We start from the raw sequence: 15,584 nt of genomic DNA on the forward strand, positions 1-15,584 counted from the left end.
TTTTTTCACAAAAGCAACGCGAGACACCGTTATTCGGCGAGAATCGATCATGCGAGGCCATTATCCTCGCGAGGCACCGTTATTCGGCGAGAATCGATCATGCGAGGCCATTATTCTCGCGAGGCACCGTTATTCGGCGAGAATCGGTCATGCGAGGTCATTAGCATCGCGAGGCACCGTTATTCGGCGAGAATCGGTCATGCGAGGTCATTAGCATCGCGAGGCACCGTTATTCGGCGAGAATCGGTCATGCGAGGTCATTAGCAACGCGAGGCACCGTTATTCGGCGAGAATCGATCATGCGAGGCCATTATCGTCGCGAGGCACCGTTATTCGGCGGGTCAGGCGAAACCCAATTATAGATTTGGCCAAATTTATTCCCCTCCGGTACGGCTCCCGTTATAATGTGGATCTAGACACAACGTGATTCGACGGGAGACGACGTATCCAGATGAAGGCATCGACGGAAAAAATATTTACGCACCCGCTGGGCATCATGGGGGCGGCGGCCGGGGCGACGTTGCTCTGGGGGAGCGCGTTCCCTTACGTGAAGCTGAGCTATAAGGAACTCGGGATCGGCAAAGACGACGTGTTCGAACAACTGCTGTTCGCGGGATACAGGTTCACGCTGGCCGCTCTTCTGATCCTCGCGTTCATGAAGTTGCTAGGCAGAAGCATCGCGTACCAACGAGGTTCCTTGCCGCGGGTCGCGCGTATCGGGTTATTCCAGACGCTCTTGCAATACGTGTTCTTCTATTACGGCATGAGCGCGTCGACGGGCGTTCAGGGCTCGATCATCGCCGGCACGACTTCGTTCTTTCAAATTTTGCTGGCTCATTTCATGTACGCGGGAGACCGGATCACGCTGCGCAGGACGACCGGGCTCATCGTCGGGTTCTCGGGCGTCGTGTTCGTCGGCTTGGGCAAAGGGGAGGCGTCGTTTCAATTCGGCGTCGCGGAGGTCGCGCTGCTGGCTGCGATGTTCTTCGGCGGGCTCGGCAACGTACTGTCGAAGAAAGAGTCGGAGCATCTCGATATTCTGTACATGACGTCCTTCCAGATGCTGATCGGCGGCGTCGCACTCGTCGCGATCGGCGCGGCGGGAGCGGGCATCGCGCCTTTCTCTTTCTCCGCGGAAGCGGCGTGGATGCTGCTCTACCTCGCCGCTCTATCGGCCGTCGGGTTCGCTTTATGGAATACGGTCATGAAATACAACAAAGTCGGCAGCATCTCGATGTATTTGTTCTTGATTCCGGTATTCGGCGTCATCTTGTCCGCTTTGTTGTTGGACGAGGCCTTGCACGTTTACGTCTGGGCGGCGCTCGCTCTCGTCGCGGCCGGCATCGTCATCGTCAACCGGCAACCGGCGAAAGCCGAGACGGCTTAAGCGTCTTCCGACACACAAGCTTCCTTCCCGTATCGATCGGGGAGGAAGCTTTTTTGCGTACACGTCCGGAGAAACGCATTATTCCGCTTATCGCATGGCGAATAGTCGAGTCCGAATCGCTCTCCGTTGTATAGCTTGTATACATAGTACTTAATTCGGTACTTGCACTTATCGAAAGTAGGGACAGGCATGTGGATCAAGGCTTCGGACAAAGAACTGAAGGAATTGCTGGAAGGCGTCGCCCGCGTCATCTCGCAATTCTCGAGCCGGCTCGGTAAGGGGAATTCTCGTCGACGCATCGAAAGGGTGGCCGAAATCCGAGAACCGGACGGCGGCACCGTACTCGTATTCATGGAGCGGGTCATCGGATTCGAATGGCAATGAACGAAAGCGAGAGGGGTAGCTTATATCCGAATCGTCGCCGAATGAATGGCGCGAGGATCGGAACGAATTAGAAAGGAGAATAACGAATGACGGAATACGCCAGGACACCGAAATTGGTCAGCATCGTCGTGACGAACTACAACAAGGCGTCGTATCTCAGGGATTGTCTCGACGGCATATTGAGGCAAACGTACCGTCGCTGGGAGCTTATCCTGGTCGACGATTCGTCGACGGACGAGTCGCTCGCGGTCGCCAGCCGTTGGCAAGAAGACAACGCGCATCTGCTTAGCGACCGCAACGCGTTGACGTTCCTCGGCCTTCCGAGGAACGTCGGCTATGCGGGGGCGCTTACGCTCGGCATGTATTTGTCCAAAGGGGAGTACATCGCGGTCCATGATGCGGACGACGTCTCGCACCCGGACCGGTTGGGCCGCCAGGTCGAGTACTTAAAGTCGCATCCGGAAATCGAGCTGCTCGGTACGAATTACGCCGTGTTCGACCAGGAGCCGTTAGAGCCCCTTCAGAAGGCGGGGTGGATCCGATACGGGGAAGACATCCCCCAAATATACGCGAACGGCGGGCATTGCGTCTGCCAAGGGACGGCGCTTCTGCGCGGTTCGTTATTCGACAGAACCGGCGGGTTATCGAGACGCGTAACCGGCGCGGAAGATTACGATTTTATCTCGACCCGCCTAACGACCCATCCCCGCAACGTGGAGAATTTGCGCGACGTCCTTTATTATTACCGCAAACATCCGGCGCAACGTTCGCGCAAATATTTCGGCAAGGACAAGGAGGGGGCCGGAACGGCGGCCGCCTCCGTTGAAATGGAGCACGAATACGAGAGCGACGGATACGGAAGGGGCGACGATGGAGCGTAAGCGCCTGCACGCTTTGACGGTGCTCGACAGCCTGGCCGAAGGCGGCTCGGAAACTTACGCGCTCAGCTTGATTCGGGCATTAAGGCGGCGCTGGGTCAGATGGTCGTACGCGGGAGGACAGTGGCTGCTTTTCGAGGCTTTCGCCAAGGAAGCCTGCTCGATCCATCCCGTGAACTTGTCGCCGTGGTCGCTCATGCACGAAGCGGAGAAGGAGGGGGCGGAACGCTCCCTGAAGCTGCTCATGCACGCGAGGCACATCAACGTCGCGCACATCCACCAGACGCCGTCGGGCACGGTGGCCGCAAGGGCGGTCAAGAAGCTGAGCGTTCCCGTCGCGTTCACCGTGCACGGCATGTATTACGCGCCCGAACAACTGCTGGAAACGTCGGCGAACCGTTCGCTTCTGATCAGCGTCAGCAGACCGATCCAGCGGTATCTCGAAGCGATGGGACTGCGCTCCGAAGTCGTGCCGAACGGCGTCGATCCCGGCGTATTCTATCCGGTCGACGCTTCCGAATTGCGCGCGTCTCTCGGCTTCCCGGACGCGTCGGTCGTGATCGTCTACGCGAGCCGACTCGCTTCGGACAAAGCGATTGTCTGCTCGCTTCTTATGCAGGCGGTCAGGAAGCTGTACGCGGAAGGCGGCGCCCAGATCGCGCCCAGTGCGCACTAGGCTCTTCTGCAATTTTATTGACATTCGATACGATTCATCGTTTTCCGGAACGCGCGCGATCGCGAACGCGGCTGGGAGAGAAGCCGAAATTGCTCTTGAACAGCCGGTTAAAATTCGAGAGGTTGTGAAAGCCGCACTCGTAGGCGACGTCGACGATTTTCCGGTCGGAGTCTTCCAAGAGCCGAACGGCGTTCGACATTCGGATCTGAATTAAATAATCCATCGGCGACACGCCCATCGTTTGTTTGAATTGGGCGCTGAATCTCGCCGGGCTTAAGAAAGCGAGCTCGCTCAAGCTTTTCAAATCCCATTCCTCGGCATAATGTTGTTCCATTAGGTTTAGAACGTCGCGGATTTTCGCCATTTGTTTCGGACTGGCAACGGCAGTCCTCACGTTCCTCCCGGGAATGTCCCGGCGGCATTCCCGGCCGACGTAAGCGAGAAAACGAAGCAAGTGCGAACGGATAACCGAGATGTGGGAAAAAGCCTTTCGATCGTTTTCTCTCTGAATCTTGATCAATATGGAACGCAGTTCGTCCATTCTCGGACACGCTCGCGGAATCAGATTCTCGTAATGAACGCCCATCTCGGTAAAGGGAGCTAGAAGCGTAGGATCGTACCTCATGTCCGCCAGAAACCAAGCCGGGCTGAACGAAATGACCAGAATGACGAGGCCTTCCCGCTCGTAAGCCCGATGCAGGTCGTTACAGTCGATCAGAAGAATATCCCCTTGTGAGAATTCGATCGTCTGCCCGTTAATGGCATAATAACCCGTTCCTTTCTTGATCAAATTGATTTCTAGCACGTCGTGCCAATGCAGCCGCTGATATTGGGGAGCAACGCCGGACGTTTCGGTAACGGAGATCGGATAGTCCGAATCCAGCTTGACCTTGTCCTTCGCGATGTACGAAATCGAAGACTTTCTCAATCGCAGCACCTCCAACTTATATAGTAATCGATTACTATAAAGGGGTGAAAAATTTGTGGAAAATAGACATGAAGCATGGAAAGGCAACGCGGATAAGTCCGATTATATAGGCGAAGGAAAATGATAACAATCGATTTCTTTGATTATAACGAGAAAACGGTTGCAAGCAATGCCGAAATTTTGAGAATAGGAGCATTTGGGATGATTTATCGGAAAATAATTTAAAAGAAATCGATTGCTTTTCTTAATTTACGATGTTAATATCGAATTAACAAACGAAGAAACTGCTTACATTTACTCGAAATAGTAATCGATTTCTATGTTACTAAATTATTGTTGGGAGTGACTCTGCTTGCGATTACACTTACATCAAGATTCGGAAACGCTGGGCCGGCATGCGGCGAAAGAGGCAGCCGCCTGGATTAACGAATGCCTCGGAGAGAAAGGGTTTGCCCGCATCGTTTTGTCGACCGGCGCGTCCCAATTCGAATTTTTCAATTCCCTGATTCAACAGCCGGTCGACTGGACGAAAGTCGAAATGTTCCATTTGGACGAATACATCGGGCTTCCGGAGTCCCATCCCGCAAGCTTTCGCAAATATCTCAAGGAACGGTTCGTCTCCCGCGTGACATTAAAAGCCGTCCACTTCGTGGACGGGGAGAGGCTTCCTTCCGATATATTAGATGAACTCGAAAAAGCGGCCGGGAAAGGTCCTTTCGATCTCGGCCTGATCGGGATCGGCGAGAACGCCCATATCGCTTTCAACGATCCGCCTGCCGACTTTCTTGTGGATTCCGCGTACAAAGTGGTCGCTTTAACCGACGATTGCAAGGAACAGCAAGTGCGGGAAGGGTGGTTCGCCGGTCTCGGTGACGTGCCGGACTTGGCGATCACGATGACGGTGAGTAGCATCATGAGCTGCCGTAAGATCATTTCCTGCGTACCGCACGAGGTCAAGGCGGATGCCGTCGGCAGAACGCTCGCGACGGAAGAAACGACGCCGGAAGTGCCCGCCTCGATTCTGAAGACCCATCCGGACTGGTCTCTGCATTTGGACTCGGGCTCCGCTTCCCGGTTGCCGATTCGGGTACGCGGAGGAATTGCATGAACGGGGGCTTAAAGATCGCGGTCGTCGGAGGGGGCTCGTCTTATACGCCCGAGATCGTCGAAGGCTTCATCAACCGGTATGAAGAGCTGCCCGTCCGGGAACTATGGCTCGTAGATATTGAAGCCGGGAAGGAGAAGCTCGAAATCGTCGGCCAGTTGGCGAAGAGAATGATCGAACGTTCCCGCTTGCCGATTCGTCTTCATCTTACCCTCGACCGCAGAGCCGCGCTGGAGGGGGCGGATTTCGTCACGACGCAGCTCCGCGTCGGTCAGCTGGAAGCCAGGGGTTGGGACGAGCGGATACCTCTCGCGTACGGCGTGATCGGACAAGAGACGACGGGCCCCGGCGGCATGATGAAAGCGTTCCGGACGATTCCCGTTCTGCTCGATATATGCCGGGATCTGGAAGAGCTCTCGCCGAACGCATGGCTGCTGAACTTCACGAACCCTGCGGGCATGGTCACCGAAGCAATCAATAAGTACGCCAAGATTCGCACGATCGGATTGTGCAACGCGCCGATCGGTTTCCGCAAAAAAATGAGCAAACGGTTCGGACGACCCGTTCGGGAGATTTTGCCGGAATTCGTCGGCATTAACCATTTGCATTGGATCACTTCCGTGTACGTCGGCGGGGAAGATCGACTGCCGGAACTCCTTCGGGAAGCCGAAGGAAACGGGTCCTCCTCGCCGGCCAACATTCCTGCTTTGGACTGGGATCCCGCGTTCCTTCAAGCGCTAGGTGCCATCCCCTCGTCTTACTTAAGGTATTATTACATGAAGGACCGGATGCTGCGGGACCAGTTCGAAGCGCTCGAAGAAAAGGGTACTCGCGCGGACGAGGTACTTCGCGTCGAAAAGGAACTGTTCGGGATTTACCGGAATCCGGGTTTGTCGAGCAAGCCGCCCCAATTGGAACTCAGAGGCGGCGCGTATTATTCGGAGGCGGCCGTCGACTTGATCCATTCCATCCATAACGATGTTCGGGACATTCAGACGGTGAACGTCCGCAACGGCCGCACCATCGAATTCCTCGAACCCGACGCGGTTATCGAGACGAACTGCGTCATTACGGCGCAAGGTCCGATTCCTTTGCCGCCGAGTCGCGTTCCGGCCGCCGCCAAAGGCTTGCTGCACGCCGTGAAGACGTACGAATCGCTGGCGGTGAACGCAGCGGCGCAAGGCGACGAAAGCGCCGCGCTCCTCGCGATCTGCGCGCACCCGCTCGTGCCGTCCGTCGAGACCGGTCGGAATTTGCTCAAGGCGCTCATGGAACGAAACCGAAATTTTTTACCTCAATTCGGACCTGCGCCATCGTCTCGTCCGTCGGACGGGAGGTGAGGGCCGGACCGCGAGTCCCGCAAGTCGCAAGAGGAACCGCAACATCGCGTTACCAGTAACTACCTATTAGGAGAGGGGTCAGTATTCATGGTATCTAAACGCAAACGGTTATCGATTTCTTTATCCGCGCTTCTGGTTTTCTCAGGCATTCTCGCCGGGTGTTCTTCGAGTGACAACGGAGGCGAATCCACGCCCAGCGCAAGCGCGAGTTCAAGCGCCGCTACTTCCGAGTCGCCGGCCGCTTCCGAGAACAAAGAACCGGTCACGCTCGAGATCAGCTGGTGGGGCGGAGATCCGCGGCACAAAGCGATTCAGGACGCGCTTGTGCTGTTCGAGAAAAAATACGACTGGATTACGGTTAAACCGACGTTTTCCGGCTTCGACGGCTACGGAGACAAGCTGACGGTCCAGTTGTCGACGGACGGCGCTCCCGACGTATTCATGTTCTCGCGCGCGGTCAGCCAACAATTCGGCAAGAGCGACGTGCTACTGAATCTCTACGATCATAAAGACAAGATTCCTTATTTGGCCGACTTGGAGCCGTTCATGGAATCGCCTTACTATAAATATCAAGACAAATTGGTCGGCTTGGCGGCAGGCATTACGGCCAACGTCGTCGTATACAACAAGAAGCTCTACGACGAGGCGAACGTCCCGTATCCGACGGACGACGAATCTTGGAAGTCGCTCGGAGAGAAGTGGTCGAGCGTGCATAAAGCGAAGGACGTATACGGGGATGCAGGTTGGTTCTACATGCCGGATACGTTCGCGCTTATCATGAAGCAATTGGGCAAGGAAGTCGTCGACGGCAACGCGACGCCTCCGACCGCGGTCGTCAATACGGAAGAAGCGAAGAAAATTTGGCAATGGACCGAAGGATTATGGGCCGATAAGTCGGTGGCGCGCGACTCGAGCGACACGATCGGATTCGCGTCCGGCAATCTCGCGACGGCGTTGTCGGCGACTTCCGTCTTGCCGACGACGGTGACAGAGACGCAAGATCCGCTAGGCTTCGCGACGATGCCGAAGACGTTCGACGGCACCGGCAGCAAAGTCGCGATTCCGCCGGTTCCGGCCGGATTGTGGGGGATCGACAAGAGAACGAAACATCCGGAGGAGTCGATTCTTCTGATCAACTTCCTGATGTCCGACCCGGACGCGATCAAAGCGCTGCAAGTCACGAACGGCGTGCCCGCCGTCCCCGCCTCGCAGGAGTTGCTGAAAGGGCAGCTCGCCCCGGAAAGCATCGAAGCGGCCATGGTCGACGTCGTCGCGAGAACCCAACAAGGCGCGGACGAATATTGGAGTCCCGCACAGCCGCTCGGAATTGGCGAAGCAAACGCGGCGTTCACGACGCAAATGGAAAACTTTATATTCAAAGGATCGGATCTCGATAAGTTCCTTTCCACCGCCGAAGCCGAAATGAACGCGGCGCTGAAAGCGGCCAATCCATAAAGCAGGCACGAGCGTTGCCGCGGGGCATATGAAACGCGTTGCCCCGCGGTTTTTTTTACCTCTTCACAGATAGGAGGTTTACCGGATGAAAACAAAAACATTAAAACAGAATCTTGCCGGATATCTGTTCATCAGCCCGTGGCTCGTCGGATTCGTCGTCTTCATGCTCATACCGGCCGGCTGGTCGATGTATTTGGCCTTCACCGACTATCCGTTCCTCACTTCGCCGAAGTGGACGGGCATGGACAACGTCCATAAGTTGATCGAAAGCGATACGTTCGGCAAATCGTTGCGCGTCACGTTCCTGTACGCGGTGCTCTCGGTCCCTTTGCATTTGGTTACCGCCTTGCTGGCGGCGATGGCGCTCAATACGAAGCTTCGGGGAATCGGCTTCTATAGAACCGCCTTCTATATGCCCGCTTTCGTCGGTTCCTCCATCGGGGTCGCGATCATGTGGCGCATGATCTTCAGCGACAGCGGGTTCGTCAACGCGATGTTGTCGGGTCTCGGGCTGGGCACGATCAAGTTTTTCAACAGTATCGATAACGCCCTGTTTACGCTCGTCGGCATCAACGCCTGGGTGCTCGGCACCGCGATGCTGATCTTTCTGGCGGGCCTTCAGCAAATTCCGAAGGAACTCTACGAGTCGGCGAAAGTCGATGGCGCCGGCACGCTAAGACGTTTCCGGGCCATTACGTTGCCGCTCTTGACGCCGGTATTCCTGTTCAACCTTATCTTGGGGATCATCAACGCGATGCAGGTGTTCACGGCCGGCTTCGTTATCACGAAGGGCGGTCCCGCGAAGGCGACGTACTTCTACGTGCTGTACTTGTACGAAGAAGCGTTCAAGTATTTCCGAATGGGGTACGCTTCGTTGCTCGCATGGGTACTGTTCTTCATTATCTTGCTCCTGACGCTGCTCACGCTGAAGTCGTCTTCCGCTTGGGTCCACTACGAATCCGAATTGAAAGGCGGAAAAAAAGGATGAATACGTACTCGCGGCGAACCCGTTGGGGTCATGCGGCCATGCATTTGCTGTTGACGTGCGGCGTGCTCGTCTTTCTGTTCCCGCTGTACTGGCTGCTCGTCAGCTCGTTCAAGCCGGTGCACGACATTTTCAGCATTCCTTTCGAGTGGTGGCCCTCGGAATGGACGACGGCGCACTTCGAGGAAGGCTGGCGCTATATGCGCAGCGTGACTTTCACCGACGTGTACTTGAATACCTTCTACGTCACGACCGTATCTGTCGTCGCCACCGTCTTTACTTCCACGTTGGTCGCCTATGGATTCGCGAGAGTGCGCTTCGCGGGAAGGAATGTCTTGTTCATCGTGCTACTGTCCACGATGATGCTGCCGACTCAAGTGACGCTCGTTCCGACTTACTTGATCTACGATTACCTGAACTTGATCGATACTTACGCCTCTTTATATCTCGGCGCGTTTTTCGGAGGCGGGGCGTTCTTCATCTTCTTGGTCAGGCAATTCATCATGGGGCTACCCTATGAATTGGACGAATCGGCCAGAATCGACGGCGCTTCATTGTTCCGGATTTACTTGTCGATCATACTTCCGCTATGCTCGCCGGTGCTTATCACGGTCGTTATCCTGAGTTTCTCTTGGACGTACAACGACTTTTTCTCTCCGTTGATCTTCATCCGAAGCTTGGACAAATACACGGTTCCGCTCGCGATCAACACGTTCATGGACGAAGCGGGCTCCGGGAAGATCGGATCCGCGATCGCGATGACGACCGTATCGATCGTGCCGCTCCTGCTCGTGTTTTTCCTGGCGCAGAAGAAGTTCATGGAAGGGATCTCCACGACGGGACTTAAAGGTTAGGGGAGAATCGAATTGGACAATAAGCGATTCGGAGTCGCCATTATCGGAGCCGGCGACATCGCGTGCATGCATATCGATGCCTACTTGCGCCTTGCGGAGGAGTGCGAGATCGTCGCGATATCGGACTTGAACGGGGCCAAAGCGGAGAAGCTTCTCGCAACCAGCGGCGTACGGGCGGACGTCTATATGGATTACGCCGCAATGCTCGAACGCGACGACGTGGACGTCGTCAGCGTCTGCACGCCGCCGTTCCTCCGGGAAGGACCGGTCGTCGCGGCGCTCGCCGCGGGCAAGCACGTCGTCTGCGAGAAGCCGTTCGCGGCTTCGCTCGAAGAATGCGATGCCATGCTCGATGCGGCCCGACGGTACGATCGCAAGCTTGCGGTCATGCTACAGACGAGGTTCGATCGGGAAGTCACGGCGCTGAGGAGAATCATCAGATCAGGAACTCTCGGTCCGCTTGCCTTCGCAACGGCGGAGAATCACCACTGGCGAGGGGACGCTTATTACCGAAAGCAGTGGCGGGGATCTTGGGAGACGGAACGAGGCGGCGTCCTGATGAATTTGGGCGTGCACACGTTGGACGTCTTCCTCTGGATCGTCGGACAGCTGGCGTCGGTCAAAGCCGAAACCGGAACTCTCGGGCACGCCATCGCGACGGAAGACGTCGCCGCGGCGACGCTGCGGTTCCGGGACGGGACGATCGGGCAATTCCATTGCACGACGGTTCATGCCGCGAACCGGAACGCGATGGCGTTCGTCGGCAAGACGAAGACGGCGGCATTGCACCCGCTGTCGTTCATGGCGATGAAGGAAGACGAGTTCGGCTTCCCGATTCCGGATCCCGAGGCGGAAGCGGCGCTCGCGAAGCTCGCGGGACGCGAGGGAGAGACGGAGCCGTTCCCGGAAGGGTTCGCCGGCCCGATCGCGGATCTGTTCGCGGCGATTCGCGAAGGCCGCGAACCGGTCACCGGAGGAGGCGAGGTTCGCGCCACGGTGGAGGCGGTGACGGCGATCTACAAAGCCGCGGCGACGGGGCGGGAAGTCAGGCTACCCTTGTCGGCCGAAGATCCATGGTATACGACTGAAGGGGTTCGCAACGGAATGACGTCCCGTTAGCAATCGATTGTTAACGCGGGAGGATCGGGTTATAATCTACACGAACCGATCCAGGTCAGCCGAACGGCGTTGGACGAACGAGGAGGATTCGACTTGAACAAACCAACGACTATCTACGATATCGCCGAGAAGCTTAACATATCCGCGGCTACCGTATCACGGGTATTAAGCAAGAGCAATTATCCGGTCCGCGCTGCGCTCGCGAATCGCATTCGCGCGACGGCCGAAGAGATGAACTACGTGCCGAACAGCATCGGCAGGCAATTGAAAACGAACAAGACCTCCACGATGGGAGTTATCATACCTTCGATCACGAATCCGTTCTACGCGAGCGTCGTATCCGGCATCGAAGAAGTGGCTAGCGAGAAGGGCTTCCAAATTCTGCTTTGCAACTCGCAGCAGAATCCCGAGCTGGAAGACCAGCATCTGAACATGCTGTTCGAGAAGCAAGTCAAGGGCGTCATCTTGTCTTCCGTCTCGAACCGGCACGACGTGCTTCGCAAAGTGATGGCGAACGGACTGAAGGTCGTATCGGTCGATCAGCACATGGCCGATTTCGAAGCGTTCCAGATCAATTTCGATTACCGCAAGGGCGGCATGATCGGCACCCGGTATTTGCTCGACCAAGGTCATCGGGAAATCGCGTATTTGACCGCGCCGTTGACGCTGACCAGCAGACAGCAGATTTTGCAAGGCTTCATGGACGAAATGGCCTCGGCCGGCTTGCCGGTTCCGCCGGAGAGAATCGTCGTCGCGGACAAGAGGCGCGGCAAGAAAGCGGAGGGCGGTTCCGAGGAGTTCGAGAACGGCAAGCGGATGACCCGCCAGCTGCTGGATACCGGGGATATGCCGACGGCCATCTTCGCCTGCAACGACATGACCGCGTTCGGCGTCATGGACGAGCTGGCTAGCCGCAAGATTAAAGTGCCGGAACAAATATCCGTGATCGGATTCGACAATCTGGAGTTCTCGGAGATCGTGTCGCCGCCGCTGACCAGCATCGAACAACCGAAATACGAAATGGGACGACTCGCTTGCGGCATGTTGATGGATTGGATGGACGACTCTATCCGACAGACCGGCGAAATTATGCTTCAGCCCCGGCTGGTGGCGAGGACGTCCGTTCGCGAAATAGACTCTTAACGTTATTGCCTGTCGGGGCGCCTCAAGGGCGCTTTAGCATCTAATGAGCAATCGATTGCTAGATTGGGGGAGCACAAATGGCGAACAGACATTTCGGCAGCACGCGGTATTGGTTGGAGCGTTCGAAGGATTGGCAACCGCGTTTATCGTTTAAAGGCGAGAACAAGAGGGACTGGGAAGAGTGGCGGAAAGATGCCTCAGACCGTCTCCTCGGGCTTCTCGGCGAATTTCCCGAACGGGTCGATCTTGCCGCGGAAGTCGAATATTCGGTGCAAGACGGAGATTTGATCCGAGAACGGGTCGTCTTCGATTCCGAAGCGTTCGCTTCGGTTCCTTGCGTCGTGCTGCGTCCCGCGGTCATGAAGCCGGACCGGAGCAACGCGGCCATCATTTGCTGCAACGGACATCCCGTGGATATGGGCAAAGACCCGGTCGCGGGAATTCGTTCCGGACCCGAATGGGAGGCCTCGATCGCGCTCATGAACTATAACTACGGCGAACAGATGGCCAGGGCGGGTTTTCTTACGATTATTCCGGAACTGAGAGGATTCGGGGAACGGAACGATTCGGAAGGCCGCAAAGACGTTTGCAATCTCAATTACGTCAAAGGTTCCATTCTCGGGGCGTATCCGCTAACGCTGAACATTTGGGATATCAAATGCTGCATCGATTACTTGGAAACCCGGGCGGAAGTGGATCCGGGACGAATCGGGATGATGGGTTTAAGCTACGGGGGAACGATGACTGCGTTCACGGCTGCCATCGAGCCAAGGATCAAAGCGGCCGATATTATGGCATACGTCAATCCGTTCCGAGGGTTCGGCCTGGAGCGCGGGAATTTCTGCGGCTCCCAAGTCATTCCGGAAATTTACAAATATTTCGACACGCACGATATCGCCGGATTGATCGCCCCGCGTCCTTTGTTGGTGGAGATGGGCCTATACGACGAATGCTTTTATTTTCATGATCTGAACAAAGGCTACGAGGGCGTTCGCGGCATCTACGAAGCGGCGGAAGCGGGCGACTCGCTAGAGGCGGACGTTTTCCCGGGGCCTCATGCGTTTTCCGGTAACAAGGCGTTTGCTTTCTTTAAGAAGCACTTATAGCGCGAGCTGAAAAAGTTCGTTTATCAGCACCGAGATGGTTAGGGGGCAACTGCACAATGAGGACCAAGTACGCTATCGTCGGCGCCGGCCATCGCGGGCTCCACATGTTCGCCTTGCCGATCGCGCGCCAATTCGGGGAAGTAGCGGAGCTAACAGGTATTTACGACGTGAATCCGGTCAGAGCCCGTTACATGAGCGAAGCCTGCGGGAACGCGCCCGTCTATGACGATTTCGACCGCATGCTGATAAATAGCGGGGTCGATACGGTCATCGTAACGACGATCGACTATTATCACGACGAATATATCATTCGGGCGCTGCGGGCCGGCTGCGACGTCATTACCGAGAAGCCGATGACGACCGATGACGAGAAGTGCCGCGCGATACTGGCCGCCGAGAAGGAGAGCGGCAGAAAAGTAACCGTTACTTTTAACGTTCGCTTCATTCCTTACGTTCGGCGGGTCAAGGAACTCCTTCGCGAAGGAGCCGTCGGACGCGTCCTGAGCGTACACTTGGAATACATGCTGGACACGTCGCACGGCGCCGATTATTTCCGTCGGTGGCATCGCGATCTCGTGCTCGGAGGCGGCCTGCTCGTGCACAAATCGACCCACCATTTCGATATGATCAATTGGTGGTTGGACGACGTGCCGCACACCGTCCACGCGTTCGGCGCGACGCGGTTCTACGGGCCGACCCGGGAAAATCGCGGCGAGCGTTGCACGACTTGCGAGCACGCCTCGTCTTGCGAATTCCATATGGACTTGAACGCCGATCCGGAGATGCGCCGAATGTACGCGGAGGCGGAAGGCGAGGACGGTTACTACCGGGATCAATGCGTGTTCGGTGACGGTATCACGACTTACGACACGATGAGCGTCAACCTGCGCTACGAGAGCGGCGCGTTGTTGTCTTATTCGCTGAACGCCCATTGTCCTTACGAAGGATGGAAAGTTTCCATTAACGGGACGAACGGCCGGATCGAGGCGGAAAGTTTCGACCATCCCTTGAACGACGGGCAACCGAACGACATCGTCCGCCTGTTCAACCGCAAAGGCGAAGCCGTCGTCTACCACGTACCGAAAACGAACGGGGTCCATGGGGGCGGCGACGACAGATTGCATAGGATGTTATTCGGCTTGGAGACGGACGATCCCTATAACCAATCGGCCGGCTCTCTCGAAGGCGCGCATTCGATGCTCATCGGGGTCGCCGCCAACCGGTCCATCGCCGAAGGTCGCCCGGTCGCGATCGGGGAGCTGCTGAGATGAGGGAAGAACTGTTGCGTTTACTCGGCGATTTTCCGAAGCGTCCGCCGTCCGCGGAAGTCCGAGTGATCGCCGAAGACGAGCTAGACGATCATATCCGACAGCTCGTTCGGTACGAAGCCGAAGAAGGGGAGACGATCAATGCGTATTTGTTGCGACCGAAAACCGGCAAGTCGGACTCGGCCGCGCCCCGTCCCGGCATCTTGGCCATTCATCCGCACGCGGGCGAATTCGCATACGGCAAATCGGAAGTCGTCGGACTAAGGCAAGACAAGCGAACGAGTCATTACGGACTCGAGTTGGTTAAGCGCGGGTTCGTCGTTCTGGCTCCGGATCTCCTCGGATTCGAAGAGAGACGGCCTTCCGCCACGGAAGCCGAACGCAATTACTCTCTCGAAGGGTTTCATTACGAGAGGATGATTTATTTCGACCGGTTGTTGACGGGTTCTACGCTGCAGGCCAAATACTTGTCCGATCTGGCGGCCGCGCTCGACGTGCTGGAAGGGTTGCCGGACGTGGACGGGGGCAGGCTGGGCACTATCGGCCATTCGTTAGGCGGACAAGAGGCGTTGTGGCTCGCCATGTACGACGGCAGAGTCCGCGCGGCGGTCTGTTCTTGCGGCGTGTCGACCTACCGTTCGGTTATGGAAGACCGCTATATTCATAATTTTCCGTTCTATGTTCCGAATCTGTTGGCGTCGGGGGACATGGACGACTTTCTGACGGACGTCGCGCCGAGAGGCTTGTTCATCTCCGCCGGCGTTCGCGATCTCAGCTTTCCCGTTCGCGGAGCGATGGCGATCGACCGCGCGTTGTCCGCAACGTACGAGAAGCTCGGAGCGGCGGAGCGCTACCGCTTCGTCGCGTTCGATGGCGGGCACGATTTCCCGGATTCGATCAAATCGCAAGCATACGATTGGCTTGAGCAAGAGTTGAATGCACGGACATAAGTTCGA

At 56.5% G+C, this 15,584-nt stretch carries 15 protein-coding genes; 14 read left to right on the plus strand and 1 reads right to left on the minus strand.

Annotated elements, in window-relative coordinates:
- Window positions 1–451: 451 nt before the first annotated feature.
- The 4 genes from ACFPPD_RS14145 to ACFPPD_RS14160 all read left to right on the plus strand — a co-directional run bounded on the left by ACFPPD_RS14145 (window position 452) and on the right by ACFPPD_RS14160 (window position 3,325).
- Window positions 452–1,387 (plus strand): DMT family transporter, encoded by a 936-nt coding sequence (locus tag ACFPPD_RS14145; RefSeq protein WP_209751064.1) that lies wholly within the window; start codon window positions 452–454, stop codon window positions 1,385–1,387.
- A 189-nt stretch (window positions 1,388–1,576) separates the two neighbouring features.
- Window positions 1,577–1,771: a hypothetical protein gene (locus ACFPPD_RS14150; RefSeq protein WP_209751063.1), complete on the plus strand. Its 195-nt coding sequence runs from the start codon at window positions 1,577–1,579 to the stop codon at window positions 1,769–1,771.
- Between the two features lie 86 nt (window positions 1,772–1,857).
- A complete protein-coding gene (locus ACFPPD_RS14155; RefSeq protein WP_209751061.1) occupies window positions 1,858–2,652 on the plus strand; it encodes a glycosyltransferase family 2 protein in 795 nt (264 codons plus the stop codon).
- Window positions 2,642–3,325, plus strand: a complete 684-nt coding sequence (locus tag ACFPPD_RS14160) for a glycosyltransferase (protein ID WP_209751059.1) — start codon at window positions 2,642–2,644, stop codon at window positions 3,323–3,325. The genes ACFPPD_RS14155 and ACFPPD_RS14160 overlap by 11 nt, the downstream gene beginning before the upstream one ends.
- 34 nt (window positions 3,326–3,359) lie before the next feature.
- Here the strand turns inward: ACFPPD_RS14160 and ACFPPD_RS14165 are convergent, their stop codons facing one another.
- A complete protein-coding gene (locus ACFPPD_RS14165) occupies window positions 3,360–4,253 on the minus strand; it encodes a helix-turn-helix domain-containing protein (protein ID WP_209751057.1) in 894 nt (297 codons plus the stop codon).
- Window positions 4,254–4,605: 352 nt separating this feature from the next.
- Between ACFPPD_RS14165 and ACFPPD_RS14170 the strand changes: the two genes are divergently transcribed.
- The 10 genes from ACFPPD_RS14170 (at window position 4,606) to ACFPPD_RS14215 (ending at window position 15,578) form a co-directional block, all read left to right on the plus strand.
- Window positions 4,606–5,361, plus strand: a complete 756-nt coding sequence (locus tag ACFPPD_RS14170; RefSeq protein ID WP_209751055.1) for a 6-phosphogluconolactonase — start codon at window positions 4,606–4,608, stop codon at window positions 5,359–5,361.
- Window positions 5,358–6,698 carry a 6-phospho-beta-glucosidase gene (locus tag ACFPPD_RS14175; RefSeq protein ID WP_209751053.1) on the plus strand — a complete coding sequence of 447 codons (1,341 nt, stop codon included), beginning with the start codon at window positions 5,358–5,360 and terminating at the stop codon, window positions 6,696–6,698. Before ACFPPD_RS14170 ends, ACFPPD_RS14175 begins: the two co-directional genes overlap by 4 nt.
- An 87-nt stretch (window positions 6,699–6,785) precedes the next feature.
- On the plus strand, window positions 6,786–8,153 hold the full coding sequence (locus ACFPPD_RS14180) for an ABC transporter substrate-binding protein (RefSeq protein ID WP_209751051.1): 1,368 nt from the start codon (window positions 6,786–6,788) through the stop codon (window positions 8,151–8,153).
- Window positions 8,154–8,238: 85 nt separating this feature from the next.
- A complete protein-coding gene (locus tag ACFPPD_RS14185; protein WP_209751048.1) occupies window positions 8,239–9,141 on the plus strand; it encodes a carbohydrate ABC transporter permease in 903 nt (300 codons plus the stop codon).
- Window positions 9,138–9,992: a carbohydrate ABC transporter permease gene (locus ACFPPD_RS14190; protein WP_209751047.1), complete on the plus strand. Its 855-nt coding sequence runs from the start codon at window positions 9,138–9,140 to the stop codon at window positions 9,990–9,992. The genes ACFPPD_RS14185 and ACFPPD_RS14190 overlap by 4 nt, the downstream gene beginning before the upstream one ends.
- A gap of 12 nt (window positions 9,993–10,004) precedes the next feature.
- Window positions 10,005–11,111 carry a Gfo/Idh/MocA family protein gene (locus ACFPPD_RS14195; RefSeq protein WP_209751045.1) on the plus strand — a complete coding sequence of 369 codons (1,107 nt, stop codon included), beginning with the start codon at window positions 10,005–10,007 and terminating at the stop codon, window positions 11,109–11,111.
- Between the two features lie 93 nt (window positions 11,112–11,204).
- Window positions 11,205–12,254: a LacI family DNA-binding transcriptional regulator gene (locus ACFPPD_RS14200; RefSeq protein WP_209751043.1), complete on the plus strand. Its 1,050-nt coding sequence runs from the start codon at window positions 11,205–11,207 to the stop codon at window positions 12,252–12,254.
- Window positions 12,255–12,331: 77 nt separating this feature from the next.
- Window positions 12,332–13,360 carry an alpha/beta hydrolase family protein gene (locus ACFPPD_RS14205; protein ID WP_209751041.1) on the plus strand — a complete coding sequence of 343 codons (1,029 nt, stop codon included), beginning with the start codon at window positions 12,332–12,334 and terminating at the stop codon, window positions 13,358–13,360.
- A 56-nt stretch (window positions 13,361–13,416) separates the two neighbouring features.
- Complete coding sequence (locus tag ACFPPD_RS14210) at window positions 13,417–14,631, plus strand: Gfo/Idh/MocA family protein (RefSeq protein WP_209751039.1); 1,215 nt, start codon at window positions 13,417–13,419, stop codon at window positions 14,629–14,631.
- Complete coding sequence (locus tag ACFPPD_RS14215) at window positions 14,628–15,578, plus strand: dienelactone hydrolase family protein (protein WP_209751037.1); 951 nt, start codon at window positions 14,628–14,630, stop codon at window positions 15,576–15,578. The genes ACFPPD_RS14210 and ACFPPD_RS14215 overlap by 4 nt, the downstream gene beginning before the upstream one ends.
- Window positions 15,579–15,584: the final 6 nt, after the last annotated feature.

Source organism: Cohnella suwonensis (assembly GCF_042655365.1).
GTDB classification, from domain to species: Bacteria; Bacillota; Bacilli; order Paenibacillales; family Paenibacillaceae; genus Cohnella; species Cohnella suwonensis.